Here is a 26273-nt window from a genome sequence, read left to right as displayed (position 1 = left end):
GCGATTATGAAGGTAGCCTTATTGCATTTGGAACTGAGTGAGGGGCCGGAAGATATTAATCTTGGGAAAATTGAATCTGCTATAAAGGTTGCTGCCCGGCAGGGCGCAACCTGGGTGGTTACACCTGAGATGGCAGTACAGGGAGACTCTTTTGATGACCGGCATACAGAATTGACAGTGCCGGTGCAGCCATCTGTGGCGTTGCAGGGAATTATGCATTTGGCCAAAATTTATCAATTGACGGTCTTTTTGTGTTGTCCGAAAAGGATGTAATTAGTGGTAAACTATATAACTGTTGTTTGGTGATCGGACCAACAGGACAAATAGTTGGCCGTCAACATAAATTGCATTTGCATACTATGGCTGAAGCTTGGGCGACAAAAGGCGATACATTGGAGCCGATATTATGCCGGGAATTGATAGCAGGGGTGTTGATTTGTGCTGACTCTTGGTATCTCAATAATGCTCAGATACTAAAAGACAAAAGTGCCGAAATTCTTCTTGTTCCAACTGCCTGGCCGCCGGAAATTTGTGATCCGGATGACTGTTGGGAGCGGTGTTCTGCTGCAACTGGGCTAGTAGTGTGTGTCTGTAATCAGACTGGTAATAGCGGACAGATGGATTTTCGGAATGCAGCAAGTGTTGTGGTAGAAAACGGTGTAACGAAGTTGACCTACAGCAGTCTTAAACCAGCTGTCCTGCTGTTTTCATTGAATGAAGACCAATCACAAGTCCTGTCGTCAGAGTTTACAACTATTATTGTATAAATTCAACATTTGGTTATTGACTCTATCCTAGGAAAATACTTTATTATAAAGGCAGATTAAAAGCTTTAACCTAAAATATATAATGAGGTGATTTAAATGGCACATCCAAAGTATGAACTGCCAAAAACTCCCCATGCCGAATATCGTTATAAGATGGCGATGAAACATGTTGAAGCTGCGAAAGCTGCCGGGAAATCTTCGGAAGAAATCCACGAAATGTTTAACAAAATCATGAATTATGATATTAATAATATGGCTAACGACGAAGCCCACAAAAAATATCATATGGCTGTTGCCCATGCCAAAAAAGCACTTGAAAACGGCAAAACATCGGAAGAAGCACATAAGATTTTTCAACAGGTGTTAGAGTCAAAAGGTGAAGGCCATTGTCATAAACACGAATAAAATACATAAGCGGTCTCATTTGTTTAATGAGACCGCTTAAAAATGTCTCCCGACTTTGGTAGAAACAACATGATTACGTAACGTAAGAATTGTTATTTCAATCAAGGCCGGAAGTTTTTTTAATTTTTGTAGTCAACTTGGATAGCAATTTGTGTGACATATTCATTGGGATTAGCGGTAGCCCAATAATTTCTTAACTGGCTAATGTAGGCATTACCGATAATTTCCAGGTTATTTAGCGCAATAAAGTCAAGCAACTTTTTGAGTGCACTTTTATAGTTGACATGGTAACCGTCAGGAGTGGCAATTTTAGCATAGAGTCCTTTCGGTTTGATTAAAGCCTTTGCGTATTCGTCAGGATGTGAGACCTGAGTGAAGATCTGTGTTATTGCCAGATAGTTTTCTGACAGCAAATCTTCTTGTGGTAAAATATAGCCCATATGATATTCGTTGAAAATTTCATTTTTGGCAAAAGGAAGATTATGCTCAGCAATAAGCTTAATCTGATCTTTCTTTGAGCCTTGTAATGTGGAAAAATCGTCTGCCACAAAATATTCTTCTTCACAATTTTCCAAGGTAATACGGTTGCTTTTGATTTCTTTTGCTTGTTTTAAGCGTTCCACATTAACGAGAAGATTATGCTTGTTGCGTTGCAGCAATTCAATCTGTAACTCGTATTCCAATACCTTGTCTGAAAAGAGCCTTAGGAGAGAGTCAATATTACGATTATTGACATAATTGCTGATTTCTTTTAAAGAGACTCCCAGTTTACGTAAGGTAATGATGATTTCAAATACAAAATATTGATCAAGGGAATAATACCGGTAACCGTTGTCCTCAATAAGTTTAGGGGCAAATATATTGTTTTTCTCATAATAGAACAAGGTTTGCTTGGATATTCCGAATAACTGCGCAAACTCTCCAATTGTAAAATATGATTTAGATTTGTCAGACATGGTAGCATTCTCCTAAACTCTACTATAGGTATATACTTTATATATTGCTTTCATAGTAAGAATGTGTCAAGGCGGCACCTAGAATTACAATTATAGCGATTTATGTAAGTCATTTAAATATAAAGTGGGTTGAGTGCCATATTTAGTCCATTTTTACTTGTCATTATATGACAATAAATAAGCATGCGTCAACGGGGTCTTTACTGCATCTTAAAAACGATCGTTTTTAATGATCGGCGTAAGTTTACCCATTGTAAGAATTATTGGCAGGATTTTCTTTATTTTGGTAGAATTGAGGTAGTAACATACCAAACAAGCATGAATACTGATTCTATGCGCTTAAGCCCACGAAATTTTTGTCGATGAGTAAAGATTTGGTCTGCAATGATCTCTATTTACCCAGTGTATTTTGTAACAACAAACAATCTATGCGTTGTAGCATTGATTACGTTGCCTCTGACTGCAACCGATCCTAATTATTGTGTTTTGGAATTCTTCACAAAGAATGACCGTGTTTTTGATAGACATAATAGTCATTACAATTCAAGAGATAAGGGAGAAAGATGAATAATGAACCAGATAATGTTTAAAAACCGTATGGAGTTTAGAAACTGGCTCATAAAAAATGCACTTTCTGATAAAGGGATTTGGCTTGTATTCAGTAAAGAAAAACCATCTAATACTATCAAAGCTAGCGAAGCGCTTGAAGAAGCATTGTGCTTTGGGTGGATTGATGGTCAAATGCAAAGCATTGATGAAAATTCATATATTAAATATTTTAAGCAACGCAGAAAAAATAGTAACTGGTCGAAAAAAACAAGAAAATTACAGAAGAACTTGAGCAAAGAAACTTGATGACTGATTTTGGCAGAGCAAAGATTGAATATGCAAAACAAAACGGATACTGGGATATACCAGTATCTAATATACTTACCGAAGACCAGATGCAGCAATTTGAAAATATGCTTAAACCCTTCGAAAACGCGTATGAAAACTTTATGGAGATGTCACGATCGGTTCGGAAGACATACGCGGTTTCATACTTTTTCGGCGCAAAAACTGAAGAAGGTAAACAAAAAAAGTTCAACACCATAAAAGAACGTCTAAGTCTAAACTTAAACCCAATGGAAAGCATGGGAAATAAACCCTGAAAATTAGTATAATGATTTCGAAAGGCATTTTTGACAAGAAACTTTGATGAAAAAAAGCTTAATAGTTGGAAATAAAGAGCAAAACCATTCAGCTGCTTGATGAGTTTGTTACAAAGAAGAAACTGCCTATTGAATCATTATAATTGCGGAAGTATCCATGAAGCACCCTTTGATACTAACTATTTTGACATTGGAGCATGTATAGGAGTACTTGAGTACTTTGAAAAAGATTTTGTTGCAAAAGCAATTATTGAAGCTCATCGAACCATAAAACCTTATGGGAAATTTGTTCTTGATATTCCTGACATTGGAAGTCCAGAGTGCCTAATTATGATGATAATTGAGGAGCATTTAGGGAGACCTTAAAAATTTTGAGCCGCAGCTGGTCAGCCTGAGCCTGGACATCATCCTGCGACACCTGACGGAAGAGTACCCCACTCTGAAGCGTACCATCTGGGCCGGGTAAACTGCTGACGGTCCTGTCTAAACCATAAACGAGGGAGGAAAAGACAATGAAAAAAAAATTTTATGCCGTGTTGATTTTCTTTGCATTGAGTGCGACCGGCCTGGCCGTTGCCGCAGCCGAGCCACCGGCTCAGCCGGCCCCTGCCGCGCCTACAGCCACTAACCTGGCCGCAGGCTACCCGGCAGCGGCTGCCCAATTGCCGCCACTGCCGACCCCACCGGTCTCAATAGAGGACGCCAAGGCCACCGCCGCTTACATTGCCGCAGTGGATGCCTATCTAAAAGCGTCCCAGCTCTACATTGACGCCGCGACCAACGATGCCAATCTGGTCATCAAGGAACGAAATGCCGCCATCGAAAACGCCAACAAGGCTGTCGCCGATTATAATGCCTTTTTCAAAATTGATACGAAAAAGTAACCGGCTGTGAGCCGGTGCAGATGCAGCGTAAAGAGGAAGAAACGTATGTTTGCCTTTGTCCTGGGTTATCTGGTGTTGCTTGGTAGCAGAGGTGGTTGTTATCATCCTGATTCGCAACGCCGGTCATGGAGGAAGACGGTCTGCCAGACCGGGCGGCCCGCCCCTACGAGAAAAAGCAGTTAGAACACAAACTCCGGCGGCCGGCAGCAAAGCAAAAAACCACCCTCATAAAAAAGGCGGCATGGTATTGTTGCATTTGCCACTCTCATGGTATTGATCACGACCAAAAAGAAATAACCGCCCCTGCTCAAAAGCGGCGGTTATTTCTTAATAACACAATTTTGGGCTAACCGTTTTCCGGTTAGACAGCCTGTGGGGCTGGCGTGTTAGAGCACGTCAATCCTGTTCTTATATTATACCCATAGAATGAAAAATATGCAAGTCAGGTTTGTTTGATAATTATATGAATAGTGGTGGTAAGGAGAAAATTAGTTTAATCATGGTTTAACTTTCACCCGAAAACGCCTTGGCGTTGCTCCCATGGCCGGAGCCACTGCCGCTCAGGGCCATGATAGTGAGGAATAAGCCGTATGTCGAAAAAAGCGAAGAAACAAAAAACACAACCAAATTGGGCGAAACAGCTCGACAATACCACTGTAATGGGGAGCAAAGCCAGGATATGCCACTGAGACATAACGTCTTGGGAAGGTTGATGAAGCGATGAACCAAAGCCAGGAGAACTGCCTGTATGACAATCACCGTTTTACTTGCGAAAGACAGGGAGGGAGATTTGCGTGCGTGTGGTATGCCGGCTAAGCGAAGAAGCCACCTTGTCTATCAGGCAAGGTGGCTGTTTTTGCACAACCCGCCAAAACGGGGGATTAACGTTATGTTAACATTTAGTCATATGAGGTTCGATTGCAAATAGACTTGAAGTCAGGATAGTTTTAATGGGTATTGCGCGAAAGTTCCGACATTTATAACTTCTCTAGTATTACCGCATATAGTCGTCACTTAATGTTTTGCCAGCTCTTGGATGCCTATCCACGAGTAAGACTATTTACAGAATATAGTTTATATGCTAAACTAATATTATGAATAATATACAAAATAATAACTCGTGTAAATCCAGCACAGAATGCTTTAGTTTCAGTATTGGTCGCTTAATTATGCAGATAAAGCGGCTCGAACGCTATCCCCGTAAATACGGAGCGGCCGGTCTTTTAACGCCTAGCGAAATTCACACCATCAATGCTATAGGGTGTGGGGACGGTATTCTGATGAGCGAATTAGCTTTACGCATGGGAGTTACAAAGGGGGCGATTACTCAAATAATCAGCCGCATGGAAGTTAAAGAGTTTGTCCGCCGTATTCAGCATCCAATTGACTCTAGGGCCACCATAGTATCTTTAACGAAAACAGGTATACTGGCTTATCAGGCACATCATGAGTTGCATAAAGAATTTTATCGAAAACTTTGTTCACAACTGTCACCCCAAGAGATCGAGATATTTAGAATATGCATTGAAAAGTTTTGTGACATTTTTCAGGAATAATTTTTTTTGGAATTTAGTTTATATAATAAACTAAATATATTCAGAATTGGAATGTAGGAGCTTTGTTAAAGTAATCATTAGGACATCATAAAAATGGGTTAGCAAAAATGAAAATATGAAGAAGAAGGATGACAATGAAAATAGATTTACCAAACATGATAATAAATTTGCCTGAGATTGATACATTGAACAATACCATAAAAGGATATCTTCTCCAAGGAAAATCAAATCAGTAGTATTTTTTGTTGCTCAGGCTGGCACGCGGATTCCTGATCATTTACATGCTGCAGAATGGGGCATTATTATCGAAGGCGAATTTGAAATTACCGTGGGAAGTGAAAAAGAAGTATACAAAAAAGGTGACACGTATTTCATTCCAGAGAACATCCTTCAAGAGTTCTAGCGATACTCCGTTTTTGTAAGCATGATAGCCAAATGTTTTTCTCATCGTGTGTGTACCAATTTCTCCGGAAACAATGATTCCCCTGCTATTTCTTTCAACAATTCCAAGATCTTCTGCCGCACTATTTAAAATTCGATATGCCTGTTGTCTCGTAATCGCAATATTATTGCCTTTCCTACTTTTGAAAATGAAGTCCTCTTCTATAATTCCAGGAATTTCTTTAATATAGCTCTCAATCGTTTTTTTTACGATATCTCCCAGGTAAAACTTCTTAGTTTTGCTTGTTTTTATTTACTGTATTATTACATAATCCTTTGCAGTCTTACCATTTGGTCGTATCAAATCTTCTACCTTAAGTTTTATAATATCACTGATTCGTAATCCGATACAATATATATATGTAACTTTCAAATCAATATTTTTCTCTTAACCTTTAAAAACATTGAAATATCAGCCTTTTGAATGTTACTTAATCTGATTGTGTCACTTTTGGAAAGGACAGAAAACCATGACTGTACGTCAGACCGACGTCAAGCAAAAACGTCTGGGGATTCTCGGCGATGATGAAGTCGAGGACATATATGGTAGACCTCGGTTTACTCACGAGGAACGGTGTAATTATTTTTCTTTGTCCCACCCTGAACAAGAGTTACTGAAGTCGTTACGCTCTATTAGATCTCAGAACGATAATGCGTGATCATCTAACGCAAGCGAATATCAAAGCTTTAAAACAACTGTTGGAAGAATCATCTGGACTGCATTCGGTTACCCAGCTTAAACACGAGCCTATAAATTTTAAAGCTGGTGAAATTAAACGTGAAATTCAGCGTGGTAAACGGATACATGGATTGTATCAGCTCGCTCAAACATTATTACCCCAAATGGGCGTCTCCAGTGAAAGTATCAAATACTATGCTTTTTTGGTAGGCTATTACTCATCTTTTAGATTGAAACGATTTGAAGAATGGATAGTTTATGTCTATCTATTATGCTTTGTTTACCACCGCTATCAGAAAGTACATGACAATCTCATCAACACGCTCAATTATAATGTTAAGCGATACAGTGAGGAAGCTAAATGCGCAGCCAAAGAACGTGTGTATGAGTGCCACATTGAAATCAATGAGAATCTAGAAAAAGCAGGTCAGGTATTAAAGATATTTACCGACACCAACCGCGTTACAAAGATATCTACGATGTAGTGACTAAGTCCTTGGGCGGATTTAAACCTCAAAACCAATATGATGCGGAATTGATCATTAAACTTGTTCGGAAAATCAACACAGCACTAATTGAGGAAGAGTGGGAGAATATCCAACGAATCTGCCTATCGCTTGCTCTCAAAACAACAACGCAGAGTATTATTATCGGAAAACTGAGTTTCCATGCGCGCAAAAACAAAACAAAACAAAACGTGCTCTGTGGGAATTTGACAACATCATCAAAAGCCTGTATCTACTTGATTATATTGATTCACCCCAACTACGTCAGATTGTTCAGCGGGCACTAAATCGAGGCGAGAGTTATCAAAAATTACGAAGAGCCGTATCCCATGCTAACTTTGGAAAACTACGCTTCAAAGCGGAACAGGAACAACAAATCCGGGGTGAGTGTGGTCGCTTGCTCGCCAACTGTATTATCTATTATAATACCAGCATCTTATCGAATTTGCTGACGTACCGCGAAAACAATAGTGATGTTCAAGGCGCGGATATCCTAAAACGGATTTCTCCTGTTGCGTGCAGCATGTCAATCTCTATGGGCGCTACGAATTTAACAAGGCTGCGGAGTTTATTAATATGGAGGCACTCATCCATGAATTAGCTCAATTACAGATCTCACAAGAGTAAGTTCAACATACCCTAATTTATAGATATTACGGAGGTTACATAACGTTAATCACCCGTTTTGGCGGGTTGTGCAAAAATACCCAAGGTGGCTTCTTTTTTATTTTGTGGCGACGGACAAGCCGTAGAATGCACTTAACGATTGAGAATTTAGCGGGTACAGGTGCCCTGTTAAGAGGGCTCAATAGGGAAGACCGGTTCAAAGCCGGCGCGGTTCCGCCACTGTAACCCCGAGTTAGCCCCGGAAAAGGCCACTGGCAGGAGATAAAGCTGCTGGGAAGGGCGAGGCTAACGATGAAGGAGAGCCAGGAGAACTGCCTGTACTGACATCCTTGCCGGACCTGCGATCAACAGGGAGAGGATTGGGGCTTGTGTGAGCATTTATCCTTGCACAAGGCAACGAGCAGCAAAGGAGGGAACCGGAGCAACACATAAAAACGGGCAGGAAGCGGACATTTTTCCGGCCTGGCAAGGGAGGGAGCATAAACGTAAGGCGACAACAACATAAAGTGGGGAGAGGTGCCCTTTGGGGCTTAATAGGGAAGACCGGTGAAACACCGGCGCGGTCCCGCCACTGTAACGGGGAGCAAATTTGCAGCAGTACGGCTAACGTACGGGGTCACTGGAGCGCAAGCTTTGGGAAGACGCAAACGAGCGATGAACCGGAGCCAGGAGAACTGCCTGTCCGGCGATCACCATAGCAGCGTGTCAGTCTGCCGTTTTGCGGCGGAGAGTGTGCTGCGGCACCTGCGAGCGACAGGAAGGGGATTACGGCAGCACCTGGAACCGACTTTCCCTGTCTGACGTAATACACTCCTGTAAGGGAGTTTTTTTATTGCCAAGTACAGGCGCTGCATGACCGGACAGGCGGGACAATAGTAATAATGAACAGGAGAGGAGTACAACCATTATCTCATGAACCGGATTCAGGCCATGCGGGCCGAGGCGCAAAAAGACTATGACGCCAACGGCAAAGACCTGCCGCCGGCAGACAAAAAAGCCTACAACGATAAGCTTGCGCAGCAGGAAGCCCAGCGGGAAGACGAACTGATGAAACCGGTGGGAGACAAGATTGAGCGGCCATTAAAGCCGTCGCCGCGGAAAAAGGCCTGACCGTGATCCTCGACGCCGGGGCCGTGGTCTACGGCGGCACCGACATCACCGCTGATGTCATTGGCAAGGTGACCCGGTAGCCCACATGCCGGTAGTTACATTGCGGCATTATCCGCCGGCACCTGACGGCAGAATACCCGGTGATGATGCGCAAGGTCTGGGCAGAGGAACAATAAGACACAGAGAAGTAAAAACGCGCAGCAGGCATTGAATGAAACTACCCAGGGCTTGACACAAGACATTTAGAAAAGAAGTCAGCGGCGGCGTACTGCTGATTCAATTAGCAACAGATAGGAGAGAGAAAACCTTGCGGAAACTAAAGAAACGAGACGGCAGAACGAAAAAAAGGCAGGCACTGCTGGCGGCATTGGCAGTGTCGGCCTTGCTCTATACATCGCCGGCATATGCGAGCGCAATTCTGAACGATGCAACACCAGACTTGAAAAATATGAAAAATACGTCCTTTACCATTGGGGCAGGCGAAACAGTGACGACCTGGTCCGGTACCAAGGAACGGCCCAGCGTTTTGAATGTTCAATACAATGGCGATATCGTCCTGTTAGGCGGCGGTATCTGGCGCCCCATGGATGCAACGTCACTTAAATTGGTAAATGGGACTTTTGAACTGTACAAAGATGCCTTAGTGGATATGTCTTATAAATACGGGGAAAACTATCCGGCTAATACTTGGAACCGCAACGATACCCGTAGCGATCGAGGTTTTGTAGCCTACCACGCTATTTTACATGACGGGGCAATTCTGCGCATGAATGTAAACGAAAATGATTATTCGGATAGCTTTATGTTTAATAATCCTCAACTTGCCGCTGGCGAAGATTCCGCCACGGTCAGGGTGCAGATCCGGTATCGTAAATATTTTTGCGGCACCGACTGGGAAGCTAGTCAGGCGAACTATTTGTCGGGCAGCAGCAGTAATATTGTTTCTCTCACTAATTTAGATTCGAATGTGGCCAACAACCTTAATTTTGCAGCAGAATCCTATTATATTGACGATTCACTGCACAAGTATCTATTTGTGCCGGAATTAACATCCGTTCCTTCTACTGATCCTTATACTGGCGCTGTTTCTAAATATTACAATATAGACTGGACGGCCACCCGTACCGATCTCATTTCCCAGGGCGTGCTCAGTGCGGCCAATGCCCAGCTGTCGATGCGCAATCTGTGGCGGATGGAAGACGGTCTGTTCTGGAAACGGGGCGAAGACCTGCGCGCCTCCAATGCGCGGGGCCAAAGCGAGGGGGCCGACGGCGCCTGGGCGCAGGTCTGGCGCGGCAAATACAGCTTTGACGGCGCCTACGGTTCCAGCTTTGACCAGAGCTACAACGGTATTCAGGTCGGCTATGACAAACAGCGGGAGGGGAAGATTTTCGGCGGCAAGCTGTATACCGGCCTGTTCCTCAGTATGCTCAATTCGGATGCCGATTTTCACCAGCATAGCATGGAAAGCGGCACCGACGCAGCGCTCTACAGCAGCTCCGCCGGTGATCTAAAGAGCGGCGGCATCGGCCTGTATACCAGCTGGCTCGGCGACAAGGGGCACTATCTCGATCTGACCGTCCGCGGCTCCAAACTAAACAACAAATATAAATTCTACGACTCGGATGATGAGTTGTATGAAAACGACTACAGCACCTGGGCTTATGGCGCCGGTGTCCGCTACGGCTATCAAAAACAGCTGCCGAACGGCTGGTATCTGGAGCCGCAGGTCGGCCTTACCTACGGCACAATGAAAGCCTATAGTTATACCCAGGATAATAACATGCGCTATAACCAGGACAAGCTGGAAATGCTCACAGGCCGTCTGGGCGTCACCGCCGGCCGGAATTTCACCCACGGTGACCAAAAAGGCAGGGTGTATGTTAAAGCCGCGGTCAATCACGATTTTAAAGACAGCGGCAGTGCCAGCGCCGAAGCCGTGCACTATGAATCTTGGGGTCAAAAAGAGACTGTGCTCTCCAGCCTGGCGGTGGACACCCTGGCCGGCCACGACACTTGGTATGAATTTGCCCTGGGCACCAATCTGCAGACCGGCAAAGACAAAAATGCCTTTGTCGAGTTGGCCAAAACTGTCGGCGGCAAAGTCAATACCGACTGGCAGCTTAACGCCGGTATGTCCTGGCGCTTCAACGGCCCTTCGTCCGTCGAACGGGCGGTCGCGCAGAACGCAGCCTTTGACCGCAGCATGACTGCGCCGGAAGTTTCCCCGGCGGCAAAAGCGGCTGTTAAACAGCAGACAACAACGTCGACAGGAACAAAGACGGCTGCCGGTAAGGCAACGCAGGCAGCGCAACCGGCACAGGCCGATAAGACGACGCAAGACGGTCAGACCATACAGCCCGTCCAAGAAGCTGCCGGAACGGACAAAACCGTTGCCGGTGACAAACTGACAACGCCGACTGATCAGGCGGATAATAAAACACAGGCCAACCAGGAAGAGCAGGCCAAGACTGGACAAGCCGGTCAGACAGAACCTGCCGGTTTAATGGATACGGGTGAACGCCCAACAGCCGCTGCCGGTACGGCTGTGCCGGCTACAGCGCCGATTGTTACCGGCGGCAATGAAGCCGGCAGCTTCGCTCTGGCGCCGGTGGTTGTCGAAGCCGCTCGTCCCGACTGGGAGAAAAACCTTTCTCCCGGCACAGTCTCCGTCATCCATGTGCCTGAATACAAGGGCGAAATGAAGAACCTGCCTGATCTCCTGCAGACCGTACCGGGCGTCTATGTCCAGCGGCTGAGCGGCACCGGACACTACGCGGTCGCCAGAGTCCGCGGTTCAAGCGGCGGCCAGGTCAATATCTACATTGACGGTGTACTGGCCAATTCCGCCAGCGACGCGGCCGTCGACCTGTCCACCATTCCTGTTGAAAATGTCGAACGGGTCGAAGTCTATCGCGGCTACGTACCGGCCCGGTTTGCCGGCTCGCCTTTAGGCGGCGCCATCAATATCGTGACCAAAAAACCGCAGGAAACTAAAGGCAGTATTTCCACCGGCCTGCGTTCCTTTGGCGGCTATACCGGCAATTTGGAACTGACGGCCCCACTGGGCGAAGGAAGTCTGTTGTTTGCGCTGAACCGCGATCAGTCCCAAGGCAATTTCCGCTATGACAAGATCCATCCGGGGGGAGTCGTCAGCGATGTTACCGCACCGCGCTGGCGGATGAATAATGAGTATCATAACACGGATGCTCTCTTAAAATGGCAGGATGACCACTGGTTTACCAAACTGACGTATAAAAATAACAAAACAAAACTGCCTGAATCGGCATATGATCATTGGGTAGATGTGCCGTTTGACGAAATACCGTATAAAGCGGGTAATTTTGATGATTACCGGAAACGGCATCTGGAAACGACCAAGACAGAATTGCTGCTGGGACGACGGCAGACTGCCGGTAACCTGGAGTGGGGCTGGAAACTGGATACTTCCTACCAGCATAAAGCAGCGACGAATGCTGAGTTTAAATCCGGTAGTGCTGCCATGATTTTTACAACGGCCGATAACGAGTTTCGCAACCGGCGTTATGAGGGAGCGATCGACGGCAGTTGGAAAATGGGCAAAAATCATCTGGTGGAATTTCTCTTTGATTGTTCCCGAGAGACCATGAATGTCGACACCAACAATTTTGATGTTTGGCCGAGGAATGACAGTTTTACCGGCGTAATTGATTCTTACAAGCAATATTTCAAAACCGATTACAGTACCAATAACTATTTTGCCCAAGTACAGGACACCATGACCTTGAACAAGAGCGGCAATCTGTTCTTTACGCCGGTGCTGCGGGCCCAAAAAATGACGATGGATGTGGATCTGGGTGATCCTGATCTTGGCGAATGGAAGTACTCCTACGGACTGGGTCTCAAAAAAGTGCAGAATGACCACTGGACCTTCCGCGGCACCTATGGGACTTATTACAAATTCCCGAACTTCTATGAGCTGTTCGGCGACGGGGTCAATGTGCTGTCCCGCTGGGAGATGTACCGCAGCGCCAGATCCGATTTTATGCTGACTTCCTATGTCGAGCACGGCACCAGCTGGGATGTCAGCGCCAACTGGCAGGGTAAAGCGTTTAAGGCCGACACCGATGTGACCCTGACCTATTTCAACCGGGATGCCAAAAACCTGAGTACCTATGCGATCAATCCGCAGGGTTACGGTTATTATTCCAATCTGGCTGCCGGCAAAATCCAGGGCGTCGAACTGGAGAGCAAAATGAACTGGCGGCGCTGGACACTGTTACAGTCCGTCACCTGGAACGATTCGTTAATCACCAAAAGCGGCATGTTCAATATGGTTACGAAATCGGAATCCCAGGCAGGCAAGCCGTTTCCCTGGGTGCCGGAGTGGGAAACCAATACCCGTTTAAGCTACCGCTTCCCTGGCGACAAACTCACCGTCTTTGGCGAATACCATTATCTCGGCAAGGTCGGCGTCCATTTTGGCGAAACTTCCGCCCTGTATGACTCGCTCGGCTTGACCAATATCGGTTTGAAATATGACTTCAACAGTACAACCAAATTGACTGCTGGCGTCAACGATTTGTTCGACAAAGGTCCGAATCAGTTGTGGCGCAGGACCGGCTACGGTCCATTGGACAGTATCGGCAATGTATCCTATCCGCAGCAGGGACGGACGTACTATCTGACCATGCAGTATTTCTTCTAAGCAGAGACTTCGGCACAACGCTGCAGTTATTACCACAACTAGGTCTGGACGGTAGTTTGTCCAGGCCTGGTTGCTTAAAGGTATCAATGCCAACAAGCAGTATGAAATTTAGCTTGAGGAGCTATTCCTGATTTTTTTATAAGCGGGACAACACTACGATAAAGGAGAATACAGCAATGCCAACAGTTACAACAGCCAATGTGAAAGCCAAAACATTTCAACAGTTCCTGGAAACCAACCAGATCACCTGCTTTGCCATGCAGGAGGCGGCCGATGAAGCGCATACCGTCATTTTTCGCACCCAACTGGAGGTCGGTGGCCAGCAGCTGCCGGTGATGCTCATCACCGACGACAGTCTCTACACCCTGCTCCAGGTGCGCGTCGCTGCTGACGCCGTCAAAGGCGCGAACGGCCCGGCACTGCTGGAATATGTGAATACCCTGAACCGGACCTACAAAGCCTTTAAGTATTACCTCAGCGAAACCAATGATCTGGTCCTGGACAGCTGCCTGCCGGCGGTGCCGGAACAGTTTGAGCCGCAGCTGGTCAGCCTGAGCCTGGACATCATCCTGCAGCACCTGACGGAGGAGTACCCCGCGCTGATGCGTATCATCTGGGCCGGGGAAACTGCCGCCAATCCTGTTTAGCTGCCGCTGCCGACTTCGCCGGCCTTGATAGAGGCCGCCAAGGCCACCGCCGCTTACATTGCCGCAGTGGATGCCTATCAAAAAGCGTCCCAGCTCTACATTGACGCTGCGACCAACGATGCCAATCTGATCATCAAGGAACGAAATACCGCCATCGAAAACGCCAACAAGGCTGTCGCCGATTATAATGCCTTTTTCAAAATCGATACGAAAAAATAACTGGCTGTGACCTGGAGTGGCATGGCGGTCACTCTAGTGAGACCAGGCGGCAACCCAAACGCCGTTGCCGGACGGTCACACCGGTGACAGAGGCAATCAAAAAAGCCACCTTCAAGGCGAAGGCGGCATGGTGTTACAATAGAGCAAGCCAGAAGTGAATTTTCTCTTTTCTGTCTGGCAGAATATGCTATACTATTCGTACAGGCTGTCGGGGAACGGTTGGCCACACCCTTTGTAGAAAGGGGGTGGCAATGTGTCAGCATTTGAGGCAATGTACTTAATGATTGCATTCGCAACACTTGTTGTGCTCATTGCAACAATAGGTAAGGGACGTCCGCGCACGCATTTATACGCCGTTCGGCGTCCCTTTTCCCTTGTTTCGCACCGTACGTGAGACTTTTGCCTCATACGGCGCTCCATCAAATCCTTATGACTTTCCAGTGACAGCTTTTCTCTCATCCTTATAATTTTGCGATTGATCTTCGCAGTATTTTTCGGCGGCAGTTTTGAATGAATTGTGTCGTGACACATTTTGCAGACACTGGCTAGATTAGATACCCGGTTTAGCCTATAAGCAGGCAATAGAGGACGAACATGATGGAAATCAATATCATTTTTGGCCAATGTTTTTTCGCAAACCCTGCATTTCCCTTTATCCCGGTTCAAAGCATAAGCACGGTTGAGAAAATACTCGAAAGTATATTGGGAACTGTGCTGACATTTTCCTAGCCTTTGGTTAAGATGAACAGAGAGTAATTCATCTTGACGAGGAAGAAGCGGAGTTTTACCGGTGCGCGTCTGATATAAACTACGCCCTTGCTGCAAATAGGGTATTTCTTTTTGGTTTTTCAGCTCCGGTTTCTTCCAATGGCAAAACAGCAATGATGTGAGTCCGATGATTTGATCTTTAATGAAGACTGCAGGTATGTGGCTATTGTACTTTTGGTGAACCTTGTGCAGGTTGGTTGTTTGATTAGCCGGGATTTTCTTTGCACCCAGTTTGTACATTTCACGGTAAGACAGATAGCCCAGAATCCACGCATATTTCTTCATAGCGGCAATGACTTGAGTAGCCGTCTGATAGTAGTTGATAATACCCCGTATTTTACTATTAATCAGCTCAATTTTCTTAACGCTTGGTTCTGCCTCTGAATGGGTGCACAACTGGCGAATTTGTTGTCCAATCTCTTTGACTTTGGTTTTTAACCTGGTCATATTGGGTTTCGTGCGGGTAATGTAACCAAATCTCGCTTTCGTTGATTTTATGATTTTGTAAGTAAACCCCAGAAAATCAATGGACTTCTTTTTGAGATTGGTTATTTTGGTCTTTTTCTCCGATAAAGTCAACTTGAAATGAGTGGCAAGCTTATTACGAATGATCTGTTTCCATTTTTGCGCGTTGACCTTTGTATCGGTAATCAGTACCCAGTCATCACAATAGCGGATCAAATACGCCGGCTTTAAATGGCTGCGCAGTTTCAACGCTCTAATGCGTCCCCGTGGATAAGCATAGTTTGTTTTAGTACGCTTGTTTTCCCAGGAGTTAGCAATGAACCAGTCGAAGCTATTGAGGTAGACATTGGCAAGCAACGGTGAAATAATACCACCTTGTTGAGTACCCATTGGGTTTACCGCAATTTCGTTCATAACGCCAGCTTTGAGCATTTGTCTGATGATCATGAGGACGCGGCGGTCACGAATGCCCATATGCCAAAGTTGTTTTATTAGTTTGGTGTGGTTAATTGTGTCAAAGTATTGTTTGATATCACCCTCTACAACCCAGGAATATCCTGTATTGTGCACCAAGGTAGTTGTACGGGCCATAGCCATGGCGGTGTCGCGGTAGGGGCGAAACCCATAGGAGTGCGGGAAAAATTGTGCTTCCAGAATGGGTTCTAGTATCATACGGACGCATTCTTGGATCACACGGTCAGTTGCTGTTGGAATTCCTAATTTGCGCATTTGGCGGGTTCCCGGTTTAGGAATGTATTGTCTGCGGATTGGCTTTGGATGATAACCTTCCAATGATTGTTGTATTGTACGAATTACTTGCGGGTAGGGAAGTTCCAAAAGATTCCTCATAGTGAGATGATCTGTTCCGGCTGTGTCTGCGCCTTTGTTAGATTTAATATTGTGAAATGCCGTCTGAATGGTCACCGATGATGAGATTAATTCAAGCAGGCTGTGAAATTTGGGCAGTCTGTTTTGTTCCAGAACTGCTCTTGTCTTCGCATACAATTGATCCAGAATGTGTTGCAATCCCATTTCATCAGTTGGTGGTTTAAGGATGGGATAGTCAGATTGTTGTTCCAGGCCGGCATTCCTCCTTTTCATGGATTGTGCCTGCCGGTTTCATGTCAGGTATGGGCCACGCCTTCCCTGACAGGCTGTTTGGAAAAATGCGATAAGGATTGACTATGCCCCTTTGCTCCACGGTCATTACTCCGCTTCATCACTACTACGGGCTGCCGCCCTCCGAATTCAGCAAGCATTTCCTCTTGCTTAGAGACATTTGCTGGTATCAGCGTTTACATTCTCTTTTGGAGTTCCACTGTTTCTTGCACTCTGGCTTTACATGACGACTTTAGTCCCTTCCTGTAACCCGCCAACCGTTTCTTTATCCGTTACCGGAGGATGAAAAACTCCATACCTTTACTGATATGGGACAGAAATGCAAGTTTTATATCTTCATTTCCATGATTGGACTCCACTGGGGAGTAGACTTCTTCATTTAGAAATCTCATTTCTTACGAGCCGTACATACGGAAGTTCCTGGTGTGTAAACATGGTCGTTTTATAGCCCCCGACTACTTTGCTAACCGCTTCGCAGGTCTGCGTTTCGCCGACTTCACCGAGCTTCGTACCCCATGAGGATACCTCTCATAACGCACGTCGGAGTATTAGGGCCGGTCTGCCGGTATCCAGTCCGTTACAGGATATTCTCCTGTTTATTGGAGTGCAAAATTCGGATTTACTGTCATTCCGCTTGATTTTATTGCTCATTTCGGAGCAGATTGTTCAAGAACAGTGCGCACATAAAACAGAAATAACCGCTCCCAAGCCAAGGTTTGCGGTTATTTCTTAATAACTCCAAATCGGGCTAACCGTTTCCGGTTAGACAGCCTGTGGGGCTGACGTGCGATCAACACGTCAGTCCTTTTCTTATAGTATACCCGCAGAATAAAAAATATGGAAGCGTTTAGGAAAAATGTGAGCCGCCCCCAAGGCACCCACCCCCATAAAGCGGCAGTGGGCCTGGATAAATGACGTGAGCGCCAGAAAGAAAACAAGAGATACGTGTCGAAAAAAGCGAAAAAAGGACGAAAGGAAATACTTGTCAACAAAAAATATCTGTGCTAGAATAAGGCAAAAGTAAGAATTGGACAATCACATAGCGTAATGGTAAAGGTGCCCGCTGTTGGTAACATTATTTATTTTTTACTGATGGTTGATGTGTTAAGTGTATAAAAGCTCCCGGCTAAACTGGGAGCTTTTTGTAGTTTTATTTATTGAATAAAAAATTGCCGGCGCTCTTATATATCTTTGGATTATATGGCAGGTGTTTAGCTTGGACGATAAAATTATTATTTACGATGTTAAAGATTACTTTCGGTTTTTTATTAATAAATATGTATTTTCCCAGGAAACTGCCGGGCAAGCATATAGATATAAGGTTGCAGATGAATATGGCAGCGGTTGTGTGGACTGGTTTTCCTTAAGAAACGGGATCGAAATTTGTATAGGCGATCTGTATTTAAAAAGAAGTCTCAAGATTTACTATAAAATTGGTAAACCAGCTGCTGAGAGGCAACAGGGTCAGGCGGATGTTATTGCAAGTATTCTTGAGTATCTTCATGGCATTGCCGTTATCAAGGCCTTCAATCTTTCCGGGAATAGCTTTAAAATGCTGGAAAAGAAATTAAGCCGGTTTGAAAAACTGGCTCTTGATTTCGAAATGAAGGCAGTACCCTGGAATGCCGGGTTTAATGCCTGCTTTCAATTGTCTATAGGACTGATATTATATTTTGGACCTTACTACTATTTAGCAAATGAAATATCCCTGGCAACAATGATGATGTTTATTATTTTCGTCTTCAACATCTATTTGCCTGTGGAAGCGGTAGCCGTATTTTCCGGAATCATCAGGTTGATGGATGCTTGCCTCGACAGGGTGGAAAAGATCCGCAATATTGAACTGTTAGACGAAAAGGACATTGATACCGGCATAAGCAGTTATGATATAGAATTAAAAAACGTTTCCTTTGCCTATGAAAAGGTACTCATGAGGAATTGCTGGCAGGCAACGGCAGCTACACAGAGTTCTGGAGAAGACGGCAGAAGGCTGAAAAGTGGAACATAAATAACGGGACGGCTGCAGGAAGTAACAGGGCGGTATGAAGTGAATAAAAGGAGGACTTGGCATGAAAGAATTCCCCAAGGCGGATGCAGGCGCCAATAAGCTATTTGCAATGGTATATTTTTCAATGTATACCAAAATATTATTTGCCGGTATTGAATTGGCGGTGTTTTCAGAACTGGAATCTGCAAAAAAACATACCGAAATTGCCGAAAAGCTGGCTTTGCATCCAGAGAATACCGGGAGATTGTTAGATGCCTTAACGGCAATGGAACTGTTGGAGAAAAAAGCGGGTCGCTACCAAAATACGGTACTGGCAAGCAAATATTTGGTAAGAGGTTGTGACTTATTCATGGGGGAATACCTTATAGCATACAGTCGGCTGGCCGGTTTTGACGATATTGATATTGTAAAACTTGTAAAAGAAGGCCCCGCTGGCGGATATGGGGATAAAAAAGGTTTGGAAGCCCATGCGATATACAGTGACTATACTGAAATGGCAAAAAGCGGACAAAGAGCCGGCAGGGCTGGAGAAATTGCAGCGATTATTGCTGCGCTGCCTGAATTTGCCGGGTTTAAAAAAATGCTTGACCTGGGAGGTGGCCCCGGAATAATCTGCATGGCTGTTGTTACAGCCCATCCTGTGATGAAGGGAGTAGTTTTTGATACTCCGGCTGTTGGCAAGGCTGCAGCGGAAACAATCCGGGAATATGGCCTGGAAGACCGGGTGGAAGTGCTGACCGGAGATTATATGGCGGATGCTATTGGCGGCGGATATGATTTTATCCTGGCCATAGGTACGCTAAATTTTGTCAAGCATGATTTAGACAGGGTAATAAATAAAATCTATGACGCATTAAATCCTTCAGGCGTATTCATGTGCATTTCCGAAGGGTTGACCCACGAAAAAACCAGGCCGAAAGAAATGGTTGCCGGCTGGCTGCCGAGCTATTTAATGGGCTGCGATTTCAGTTTGGAACAGGGAGAAGTCAGCGCCGCCGCTCTCCGAAATGGTTTTCGCAGCGTTTATACACGGACAATGAATCTATTGATGGGGGAGATGGATGTGGATATCGCCAAGAAATAGTGCAGTGCCCCCGTTGTCAAGACACAGGATTAAAAAAATTGGGCTACGCGTTCTTTTTCCACCTCCAATTCTTTTTCCGTGCTGGAGAATTGTGGAGCGGCTTGATAATATGGATAATATTCATTGCCTTACCCATCCGGTGTCTTTGGCGTTGCAGGCAGCTGTACTGCCTGCTCAATCGGGAAACCAGTAAGTCTAAATGATATGACCGAAATGCTGTATCACCGAATTTGCTGGTTATCGGTTTCTGTAGATTATTTACGGAATAATAAATTTTTCATAAAGTTGAGGGGTACAATGACTCGCGAGCTGTATGAAGGTGACAGGGGATGAAATTGACAATCCATAGCAGTAGATGATATTCTAAATATGAAATATTGAATAATGACTAATCGCCAATTATGCCCACGGGTGATGGGAAGGGGATTGTTACGTTTATCCTTCCTAGCTTTTATTTAAGCTAGGTTTATTCATGGGAATAAACTATAATCAAAAACCTTCCTCTTTGTACGAGGAAGGTTTTTGATTATAGAAGTGTTTGACTAAATTAAAATATACAAGGAGGATTTATGAGCAAAAAAGCCGTTCTGGTAGTAAGTTTTGGCACAATTGATGTTGAAGTTTTGAAAAAATCCATTGAAAGTGCGGAAAATAGTTTTAAAGTTGCTTTTCCTGAATATGATGTACGTCGTGCGTTTACATCACAAGCAATTATTAATAAATTGGCTGAACATTCGGACCTTCAAGTCGATAGCGTAGGCGAAGCCCTTCAAAAGCTGGCTGCCGCAGGGTATACAGAAGTGCATATTCAACCCTTATCGATTGTGTCTGACAAAACATATACGCATAGTAAAGAATATATCACCAGCCTTATTCGCAGTAAGGAGAAAGAATTTAAGAAGATGACGGTTGGCCGGCCCTTGTTGCTGTCGCTAGGCCTTAAGGGCCATCCCGATGATTATCATATTGCGATTGAAGCGGTAAAAACACAGCTGCCTGAGCTAGGCAGTGACAAGGCTGTCGTCTTTATGTGCAATGGCAGCAATCAGCTGGAATACGCGACGTTACAGTTGAAACTAGCTGACGCAGGAATTAAAAATGCTTTTGTATATACGGCTGAAGGGTATCCAACTTTTGAGGGTGTACTAAGACAGCTTACGGAAATCAAGGCCCAAGAAGTTGTACTAGTGCCCTTTGTACTGGCAAGCAGTGAACATCTGATGAAATATCTTGCTGAAGACAATGTTGATTCTGCTAAATCCAGACTAGAGGCTGCAGGCTATAAAGTTAGCGTATGCAGAGCCGGCTTAGGGGAAAACCCTGCCATTCAGGCTATTTATGTTCAACATCTCAAGGATGCGTTGCTGGCGCTGGAAATGCGGCATGGTCAGCGCAGGCTACCGGTTCATGCTAAATAAAACGAGGTGGATGGGATATGGTAAAATTCTTTACCCTGGACAAGCCGGTTGGATTCCGACCTAAGAGAGCAACTGCTGGAAGTATATCAATGGCATGAAAGAGCATGGCTATAAAGGCGTGGCCGATATGTCCAGCTATGTGGCGGTCAGCTACCAGTGGGATGCCACCAGTAATGTCATGGAAGACTGGATGTATGAAAAATTTGCCGAAAAATACGCTTTTGACCCGGATACACAAGCCTGGATGAAAGAAGTCAATCCCTGGGCGCTGCACCGCATTACCTGGGTATTGCTGGAAGCCGAGCAGCGTGGGCTCTGGAACGCCAAGCCGGAAACAAAGCAGGAATTGCAGAAGTTGTTTATGAAGATTGAGGGGGAACTGGAAGGACGGAGTGATGTATCCGGCGACTAATCTGTTCTAAGGTCCCCTGCTTCTACCTGTTTATGCTTTTGGCGTTGGGGAAACTCTTTTGTTGACAGATGGTATAGAATCTGTTAGCATGAATTTGTAATTAATTACAAATAAAGATAATTTAATACAATAAGAAGATAGGTGCCCGCAAGGGCTTAATAGGGAAGTCCGGTGAAATGCCGGCGCGGTCCCGCCACTGTAATGGGGAGCGAATCCAAGATATGCCACTGAGACGTAAGTTTTGGGAAGGTTTGGACAAGCGATGAGCCAGAGCCAGGAGAACTGCCTGTCTTTCGTTCACCGTTTTTACCCACGCGCGATGGGGAGGGGGTTATACATGATGTATACATATAACCCGACGTTTTTACGTCGGGAATTTTTATGATTGCTACATGTCAAAAAAAAAACGCATCTCCTTCCTATGACCGGGAGATGCGTTTTTTTGTAGCCTACCATACTAAATAACTGATAGGAGATGGGATGAAGGATGGTTAAAGCAGTTTAATTTACCGATATGATATTGTCCCATAGAGGCTTTCGCATAAGGTTAGTCGGTTGTCTTACGTCGAAGTGCAGGAGCTGTGATTTACACGAATTATATGTGGAGCGCACAGAAGGAGTAATACAATTGTGGAATGGAAAAAACTTACTAAACTAGATATAACACTAATCGCTAGTTATTATTTATTGGGGATTATTAGACACGTTTTTCATGAAATAAAAATGGAAATAGAAATAATTCGTGCATGTATTATTTCTATATACAACGCATTAAACAATGAAAAATTAAACACAAATGCGGTCGACGGTCTTAAGCGGATTACGATTAATATCATTAATAAAAGCAAATACAGCATTAGCAATTTCCTCAACTGATTTGAAAAAAACATTGTAGATGCAAGTGCGTTTGAGCCAACCCCATACTTTTTCAATTGGATTTAGTTGTGGGCTATATGGGGGTAAAAAAACTAACTCAAGTACTTCTTTGTTTTGTTGCAAAAAAGGTTGAAGCAGTTTGGTATGATGAATGCGGGCATTGTCCAAAATCATCACGATTTTTTGACCAGGATATTTCTCAAGCACCAATTGCAAAAATGCGAGAAATTGCTGTGCATCATAACTGGTAGAGTGACTACATACTACTTCTCCGGTTTCATAATCTAATACGCCGATTAGCTTTACACCACTGTGTTTTCCGTAGGTTGGAACTATTCTTTGCTTTCCTTTAGGAAACCAAGTCCGAAAAATGGCTTGATAGTCCCTAATCATGCACTCATCTTGAAACAGCAGACGGTCGATTGTACCATGCAAAAGCGAATCTTTCAGTTCATAAAGTTTTTTTAAACTCTTCTTGTTTTTGAGGATTTGCATTAGCCAGAGTGTATGTGGGCGGGTACAGCTAAATCCAAGGCTATGCAACAAATTTAACGTACCGCGTATACTGTAAGTTACACCAAAAGTTTTCTCAATCCATTGCTGCAGTAAGGGAGCTGTCCAGTTCATTTCTACCGAAAATCCAGCGTCTTTTGGAACGTGATGTGCAACCATATCATACACTTGTTGGCATTGCTCTTTGCTTAAAAGGTTGGCCGGCCTGGCGAATGGTTCATTCGTAAGCCTTTTAATCCGCAATTAACATAAAGATTAATATATCGATAGACTGTGCTAAGAGCCCGCCCAGTTAATTGAGAAATTGTTTCTTTTGAATACCCTTGCAAATACAGGTAAATCGTTTGATAACGTTCCTGCATCCGCGAATTCTTACATGACTTCATTTTTCTTTTGAGGCGTTTGACTCTTCGATGGATTACTTCTGATGGTAATTGGCGGATGTCTCGCATGTGTCTACCCCTTCGTCATGAATTAATTGACAAAGGATTTCGCCATAAAATCCAAAAACCATTTTCTTAACAAATAATAATTATCAATAGTTGCTTCTTTTTGATATTTTTTTACTCTTTAATGCGTCATATATAGTATTGTATTTTTATATTTTATTTATTTTTTAATTAGATTTTTTCGCTGGCAAAAAGATTGCAATTTTAAAAAGAAGTTACTCCTATTGGAATTAGATTAGAGAAGGTATTTCTCATTGTAATAGTTATGCTCTTTTCAGCATTGCTATTGGAAGTATTTACACTATTCAATTTTTAAAAACAAGGAGGTTTAATCAATGTCAAGTATAGTGGATTCAATAGTACAAAGTGTGATTCAACAGGGGGCTACCATGGCGGCTTTTGCAGCCACTGGATATGCTGCTGCAAAAGCCAGTGGAACTAATCCAGTTGTAGGAGGAGCTGCAGGTTCAGGGGCTGAAAGCAGCATTTATTCGATTCCTGTGCTTAATTTTACTAATTTGACCTAGGTTCCAATATGATTTTTTCCAAGTATATTAATCTGAAACCTGGATTCCCGGAAATCTGTAACGAGGAAGCCTTAAACCCGTATAAATACTAGAAAGTTGGCTCGTTATGTGTTTTTAACATAACGATGTATTTTATCGCATCATAATTGTCCTAACCATTGATTTTATTGGACATTCGGAGAAACCTCGTTATGTTAGTCCGGGAGGATAGGCTGAAAGGATAAGATTAAATTTATGGAACAATTTTTTACTTTTTGGCCTGCATTTGGTTATTATGTAGCCATTTTTTTAAAGAGTTCTACAACAAAGGAGTGTTTTTTTGTCTCTTTGTCACAAGCTTTTTCCTATGTTATGGTGATAAGTTTATTACCCAATATATCGTATTCAAACATGGCTTTTTTAGTTTATATATTTGTAAATGCTTTATCAATATACTTTATAAATAAATATAAAAGCAATAATAAGTACTTATTATTGCTTTTGATAAGTGTGTTGTTTTTTTCGTGGATAGCATTACATCGATGGTTGTTTTTTTAATTGTTATTTTTAAATTCTGTAACTAACCAAAATGAACTTAAAAAAGAGAATACCGCAGAAATAATAAGTTGTAGTTTCCAAGAACTTTCATTTTCGTAAGGTTCATCTATATTTTACCGCTTACAGAACGATGTTGTAAGAAAAAAATTACTTAAATTGATGGGAGATGTTTTAATAATGTCAAGTATTTCAGATTCAATAGTTCAAGGCACAATTCAAACGATTGCTTCTTCGGCAGCAGGTTATGCTGCTGGAAAAGCTATAACTGGTACTGAAGCGGGAGGGGCAGCGGGAATTGTTGTTGGAAAAATTGTAGATGTTACAATGAACTCAATTGACAATTATACAGGCTGGAGTGGCGCAGTTATTGATTACTTCAATAGTGTTGGACAATCTTATAGTGAGCAAAATGTAATCTATATCCTCAACAACCAACATTGCGCCAATAATAATATTGCCACCATAAAAACGGTTCGGTGGAACCTGTATATCAATTAAAAAGTCACCAGTTGATTGTATATGATGGATTCCGATTTTATAATAACCCTGATAAATCACTGTTTATATATAAAAAGTGAAATAAACATGAGAAAAATAGAAAATTCTAGTGAGGTTACGATATGCGGGTAGCATTTCTTCATTTGGATTTGAGCCGCGGACCTGAGAAACATAATATAACTTTGCTCTATAAAGCTATTCATTTGGCTGCCGAGCAAGGTGCCAATTGGATTATTACTCCGGAACTCGCAGTACAAGGCTATTATTTTGCTCATAAAACAGGAACGATGGAACTACCTGTGCAGCCTAGTCAGTCACTCTATCTGTTGACACAACTAGCAAAGCGTTACCAGTTGACACTATTTTTGGGTTGTGCCGAACAGGATAGTATGACAGGTAAAAATTATAACAGTTGCTTAGTAATCGGTGTAAATGGTCAAGTACTAGGCTGCCAGCGAAAAATGCAGCCTCATGGGGTAAACACAGAAGTGTGGGCATCTAAAAATGACAAACTGGCGCCTATTTTGTGTAAAGAAATGATGGCTGGAGTTCTAATTTGCTCTGATATTTGGTATATTGAGTACGCGCAGATTTTAAAAAAACAGGGAGCAAAAGTTATAATCGTACCAGCAGCTTGGACTTTAGGGAAATGTCATCCAATTGACTGTTGGGAAAGAAGCTCTGATGCTAGTGGACTGCCAATATGGATATGTAACCAGACTGGCAAGGGGGAAACACTGGATTTTAGTCAAGCGGAAAGTGCAGTGGTTGTAGATGCAAAAGTGCAAATAACCTATAATGGTTTACCCGCAGTACTACTTTTCAATTGGGATTGTTATAGTCAACGCTTATTATCATCGAAATTTACAGTAATAGCCGTTTGAGATTGAAGTAGTTTTTTAGCGGTGTTGGAGGAAGAAGGCGATTTAATGAGTAGTTATAAGTAAACACAGGGAACGGCGAA

General features: G+C 43.7%; 27 protein-coding genes, 3 pseudogenes and 4 riboswitches. Of the genes and pseudogenes, 25 read left to right on the top strand and 5 right to left on the bottom strand.

Translation table 11 applies throughout. The annotated features are described in order from the left end of the window. Positions 1-6: 6 nt before the first annotated feature. Positions 7-767: pseudogene (locus AC1ECB_RS10250) on the top strand (carbon-nitrogen hydrolase family protein). A gap of 96 nt (positions 768-863) precedes the next feature. Continuing rightward, on the top strand, positions 864-1172 hold the full coding sequence (locus tag AC1ECB_RS10245; RefSeq protein ID WP_485668601.1) for a hypothetical protein: 309 nt from the start codon (positions 864-866) through the stop codon (positions 1170-1172). Positions 1173-1291: 119 nt separating this feature from the next. On the opposite strand, the gene AC1ECB_RS10240 is transcribed toward AC1ECB_RS10245, so the two are convergent. Continuing rightward, positions 1292-2128: a MerR family transcriptional regulator gene (locus tag AC1ECB_RS10240; RefSeq protein WP_485668600.1), complete on the bottom strand. Its 837-nt coding sequence runs from the start codon at positions 2126-2128 to the stop codon at positions 1292-1294. A 570-nt stretch (positions 2129-2698) separates the two neighbouring features. Between AC1ECB_RS10240 and AC1ECB_RS10235 the strand changes: the two genes are divergently transcribed. From AC1ECB_RS10235 to AC1ECB_RS10205, 7 genes are all read left to right on the top strand, one after another. Beyond that, positions 2699-2983: a YdeI/OmpD-associated family protein gene (locus AC1ECB_RS10235; RefSeq protein ID WP_485668599.1), complete on the top strand. Its 285-nt coding sequence runs from the start codon at positions 2699-2701 to the stop codon at positions 2981-2983. Next, positions 2983-3279, top strand: a complete 297-nt coding sequence (locus AC1ECB_RS10230; protein ID WP_485668598.1) for a YdeI/OmpD-associated family protein — start codon at positions 2983-2985, stop codon at positions 3277-3279. The genes AC1ECB_RS10235 and AC1ECB_RS10230 overlap by 1 nt, the downstream gene beginning before the upstream one ends. 129 nt (positions 3280-3408) lie before the next feature. Beyond that, the gene (locus AC1ECB_RS10225; RefSeq protein WP_485668597.1) at positions 3409-3645 is read left to right on the top strand and encodes a methyltransferase domain-containing protein; all 237 of its coding nucleotides are present in this window, start codon (positions 3409-3411) and stop codon (positions 3643-3645) included. Positions 3646-3791: 146 nt separating this feature from the next. Further along, positions 3792-4163 carry a hypothetical protein gene (locus AC1ECB_RS10220; RefSeq protein WP_485668596.1) on the top strand — a complete coding sequence of 124 codons (372 nt, stop codon included), beginning with the start codon at positions 3792-3794 and terminating at the stop codon, positions 4161-4163. A gap of 49 nt (positions 4164-4212) precedes the next feature. Then, complete coding sequence (locus tag AC1ECB_RS10215) at positions 4213-4440, top strand: hypothetical protein (RefSeq protein ID WP_485668595.1); 228 nt, start codon at positions 4213-4215, stop codon at positions 4438-4440. A gap of 289 nt (positions 4441-4729) precedes the next feature. Continuing rightward, a riboswitch (cobalamin riboswitch) is annotated at positions 4730-4925 on the top strand. A gap of 407 nt (positions 4926-5332) precedes the next feature. After that, positions 5333-5719, top strand: a complete 387-nt coding sequence (locus tag AC1ECB_RS10210) for a MarR family winged helix-turn-helix transcriptional regulator (protein WP_028971829.1) — start codon at positions 5333-5335, stop codon at positions 5717-5719. 184 nt (positions 5720-5903) lie between these two features. Beyond that, on the top strand, positions 5904-6122 hold the full coding sequence (locus AC1ECB_RS10205) for a cupin domain-containing protein (protein ID WP_485669316.1): 219 nt from the start codon (positions 5904-5906) through the stop codon (positions 6120-6122). Here AC1ECB_RS10205 and AC1ECB_RS10200 read toward each other — a convergent pair. Beyond that, positions 6108-6413, bottom strand: a pseudogene (locus tag AC1ECB_RS10200) (tyrosine-type recombinase/integrase); the annotation flags it as partial. The gene AC1ECB_RS10205 and the pseudogene AC1ECB_RS10200 sit on opposite strands and share 15 nt — an antisense overlap. A 217-nt stretch (positions 6414-6630) precedes the next feature. Between AC1ECB_RS10200 and AC1ECB_RS10195 the strand changes: the two are divergent. The 9 genes from AC1ECB_RS10195 to AC1ECB_RS10155 all read left to right on the top strand — a co-directional run bounded on the left by AC1ECB_RS10195 (position 6631) and on the right by AC1ECB_RS10155 (position 14635). Further along, complete coding sequence (locus AC1ECB_RS10195; protein WP_485668594.1) at positions 6631-6819, top strand: hypothetical protein; 189 nt, start codon at positions 6631-6633, stop codon at positions 6817-6819. Next, positions 6812-7324 carry a hypothetical protein gene (locus AC1ECB_RS10190; RefSeq protein WP_485668593.1) on the top strand — a complete coding sequence of 171 codons (513 nt, stop codon included), beginning with the start codon at positions 6812-6814 and terminating at the stop codon, positions 7322-7324. Before AC1ECB_RS10195 ends, AC1ECB_RS10190 begins: the two co-directional genes overlap by 8 nt. Then, positions 7324-7632 carry a Tn3 family transposase gene (locus tag AC1ECB_RS10185; protein WP_485668592.1) on the top strand — a complete coding sequence of 103 codons (309 nt, stop codon included), beginning with the start codon at positions 7324-7326 and terminating at the stop codon, positions 7630-7632. Before AC1ECB_RS10190 ends, AC1ECB_RS10185 begins: the two co-directional genes overlap by 1 nt. Then, complete coding sequence (locus tag AC1ECB_RS10180; RefSeq protein WP_485669315.1) at positions 7542-7946, top strand: Tn3 family transposase; 405 nt, start codon at positions 7542-7544, stop codon at positions 7944-7946. The genes AC1ECB_RS10185 and AC1ECB_RS10180 overlap by 91 nt, the downstream gene beginning before the upstream one ends. A 167-nt stretch (positions 7947-8113) precedes the next feature. Further along, positions 8114-8305, top strand: a riboswitch (cobalamin riboswitch). Positions 8306-8469: 164 nt separating this feature from the next. Continuing rightward, positions 8470-8668, top strand: a riboswitch (cobalamin riboswitch). A 216-nt stretch (positions 8669-8884) separates the two neighbouring features. Next, entirely contained in the window at positions 8885-9082 is a 198-nt protein-coding gene (locus AC1ECB_RS10175; protein WP_485668591.1) for a hypothetical protein, read from the top strand. Between the two features lie 85 nt (positions 9083-9167). Beyond that, positions 9168-9293 (top strand): hypothetical protein, encoded by a 126-nt coding sequence (locus AC1ECB_RS10170; RefSeq protein ID WP_485668590.1) that lies wholly within the window; start codon positions 9168-9170, stop codon positions 9291-9293. Between the two features lie 96 nt (positions 9294-9389). Then, positions 9390-13769: a TonB-dependent receptor domain-containing protein gene (locus tag AC1ECB_RS10165; RefSeq protein WP_485668589.1), complete on the top strand. Its 4380-nt coding sequence runs from the start codon at positions 9390-9392 to the stop codon at positions 13767-13769. Between the two features lie 176 nt (positions 13770-13945). Beyond that, complete coding sequence (locus AC1ECB_RS10160) at positions 13946-14416, top strand: type III secretion system chaperone family protein (protein WP_485668588.1); 471 nt, start codon at positions 13946-13948, stop codon at positions 14414-14416. A gap of 24 nt (positions 14417-14440) precedes the next feature. Next, positions 14441-14635, top strand: a complete 195-nt coding sequence (locus AC1ECB_RS10155; RefSeq protein WP_485668587.1) for a hypothetical protein — start codon at positions 14441-14443, stop codon at positions 14633-14635. Positions 14636-14827: 192 nt separating this feature from the next. Here AC1ECB_RS10155 and ltrA read toward each other — a convergent pair whose 3' ends face one another. Further along, positions 14828-16969 (bottom strand): group II intron reverse transcriptase/maturase, encoded by a 2142-nt coding sequence (ltrA, locus tag AC1ECB_RS10150; RefSeq protein WP_485668586.1) that lies wholly within the window; start codon positions 16967-16969, stop codon positions 14828-14830. Positions 16970-18203: 1234 nt separating this feature from the next. Here ltrA and AC1ECB_RS10145 point away from each other — a divergent pair. From AC1ECB_RS10145 to AC1ECB_RS10130, 4 genes and pseudogenes are all read left to right on the top strand, one after another. Further along, on the top strand, positions 18204-18995 hold the full coding sequence (locus AC1ECB_RS10145; RefSeq protein ID WP_485668585.1) for a hypothetical protein: 792 nt from the start codon (positions 18204-18206) through the stop codon (positions 18993-18995). Positions 18996-19056: 61 nt separating this feature from the next. Next, positions 19057-20079, top strand: a complete 1023-nt coding sequence (locus AC1ECB_RS10140; protein WP_485668584.1) for a methyltransferase — start codon at positions 19057-19059, stop codon at positions 20077-20079. A 569-nt stretch (positions 20080-20648) separates the two neighbouring features. Then, positions 20649-21497 (top strand): sirohydrochlorin cobaltochelatase, encoded by an 849-nt coding sequence (locus AC1ECB_RS10135; RefSeq protein WP_485668583.1) that lies wholly within the window; start codon positions 20649-20651, stop codon positions 21495-21497. 79 nt (positions 21498-21576) lie between these two features. Continuing rightward, positions 21577-21909: pseudogene (locus AC1ECB_RS10130) on the top strand (cobaltochelatase subunit CobN); the annotation flags it as partial. Between the two features lie 122 nt (positions 21910-22031). Next, positions 22032-22213, top strand: a riboswitch (cobalamin riboswitch). A 482-nt stretch (positions 22214-22695) separates the two neighbouring features. Here AC1ECB_RS10130 and AC1ECB_RS10125 read toward each other — a convergent pair. Continuing rightward, entirely contained in the window at positions 22696-23466 is a 771-nt protein-coding gene (locus AC1ECB_RS10125; protein WP_485668582.1) for an IS630 family transposase, read from the bottom strand. A 20-nt stretch (positions 23467-23486) separates the two neighbouring features. Further along, positions 23487-23750, bottom strand: coding sequence for a terminase gpP N-terminus-related DNA-binding protein (locus AC1ECB_RS10120; protein WP_485668581.1), 264 nt, complete (start codon positions 23748-23750; stop codon positions 23487-23489). A 332-nt stretch (positions 23751-24082) separates the two neighbouring features. Between AC1ECB_RS10120 and AC1ECB_RS10115 the strand changes: the two genes are divergently transcribed. The 3 genes from AC1ECB_RS10115 (at position 24083) to AC1ECB_RS10105 (ending at position 26193) form a co-directional block, all read left to right on the top strand. After that, positions 24083-24274, top strand: a complete 192-nt coding sequence (locus AC1ECB_RS10115) for a hypothetical protein (protein ID WP_485668580.1) — start codon at positions 24083-24085, stop codon at positions 24272-24274. Between the two features lie 714 nt (positions 24275-24988). Continuing rightward, the gene (locus AC1ECB_RS10110; RefSeq protein WP_485668579.1) at positions 24989-25309 is read left to right on the top strand and encodes a hypothetical protein; all 321 of its coding nucleotides are present in this window, start codon (positions 24989-24991) and stop codon (positions 25307-25309) included. 122 nt (positions 25310-25431) lie between these two features. After that, positions 25432-26193, top strand: a complete 762-nt coding sequence (locus AC1ECB_RS10105) for a carbon-nitrogen hydrolase family protein (RefSeq protein WP_485668578.1) — start codon at positions 25432-25434, stop codon at positions 26191-26193. The last annotated feature ends 80 nt before the right edge of the window (positions 26194-26273 follow it).

It is taken from the genome of Sporomusa sp. 246TCP1 (assembly GCF_057319775.1).
Note: the sequence above shows the minus strand (reverse complement) of the source record. Positions and strands in the feature narration are given on the sequence as shown.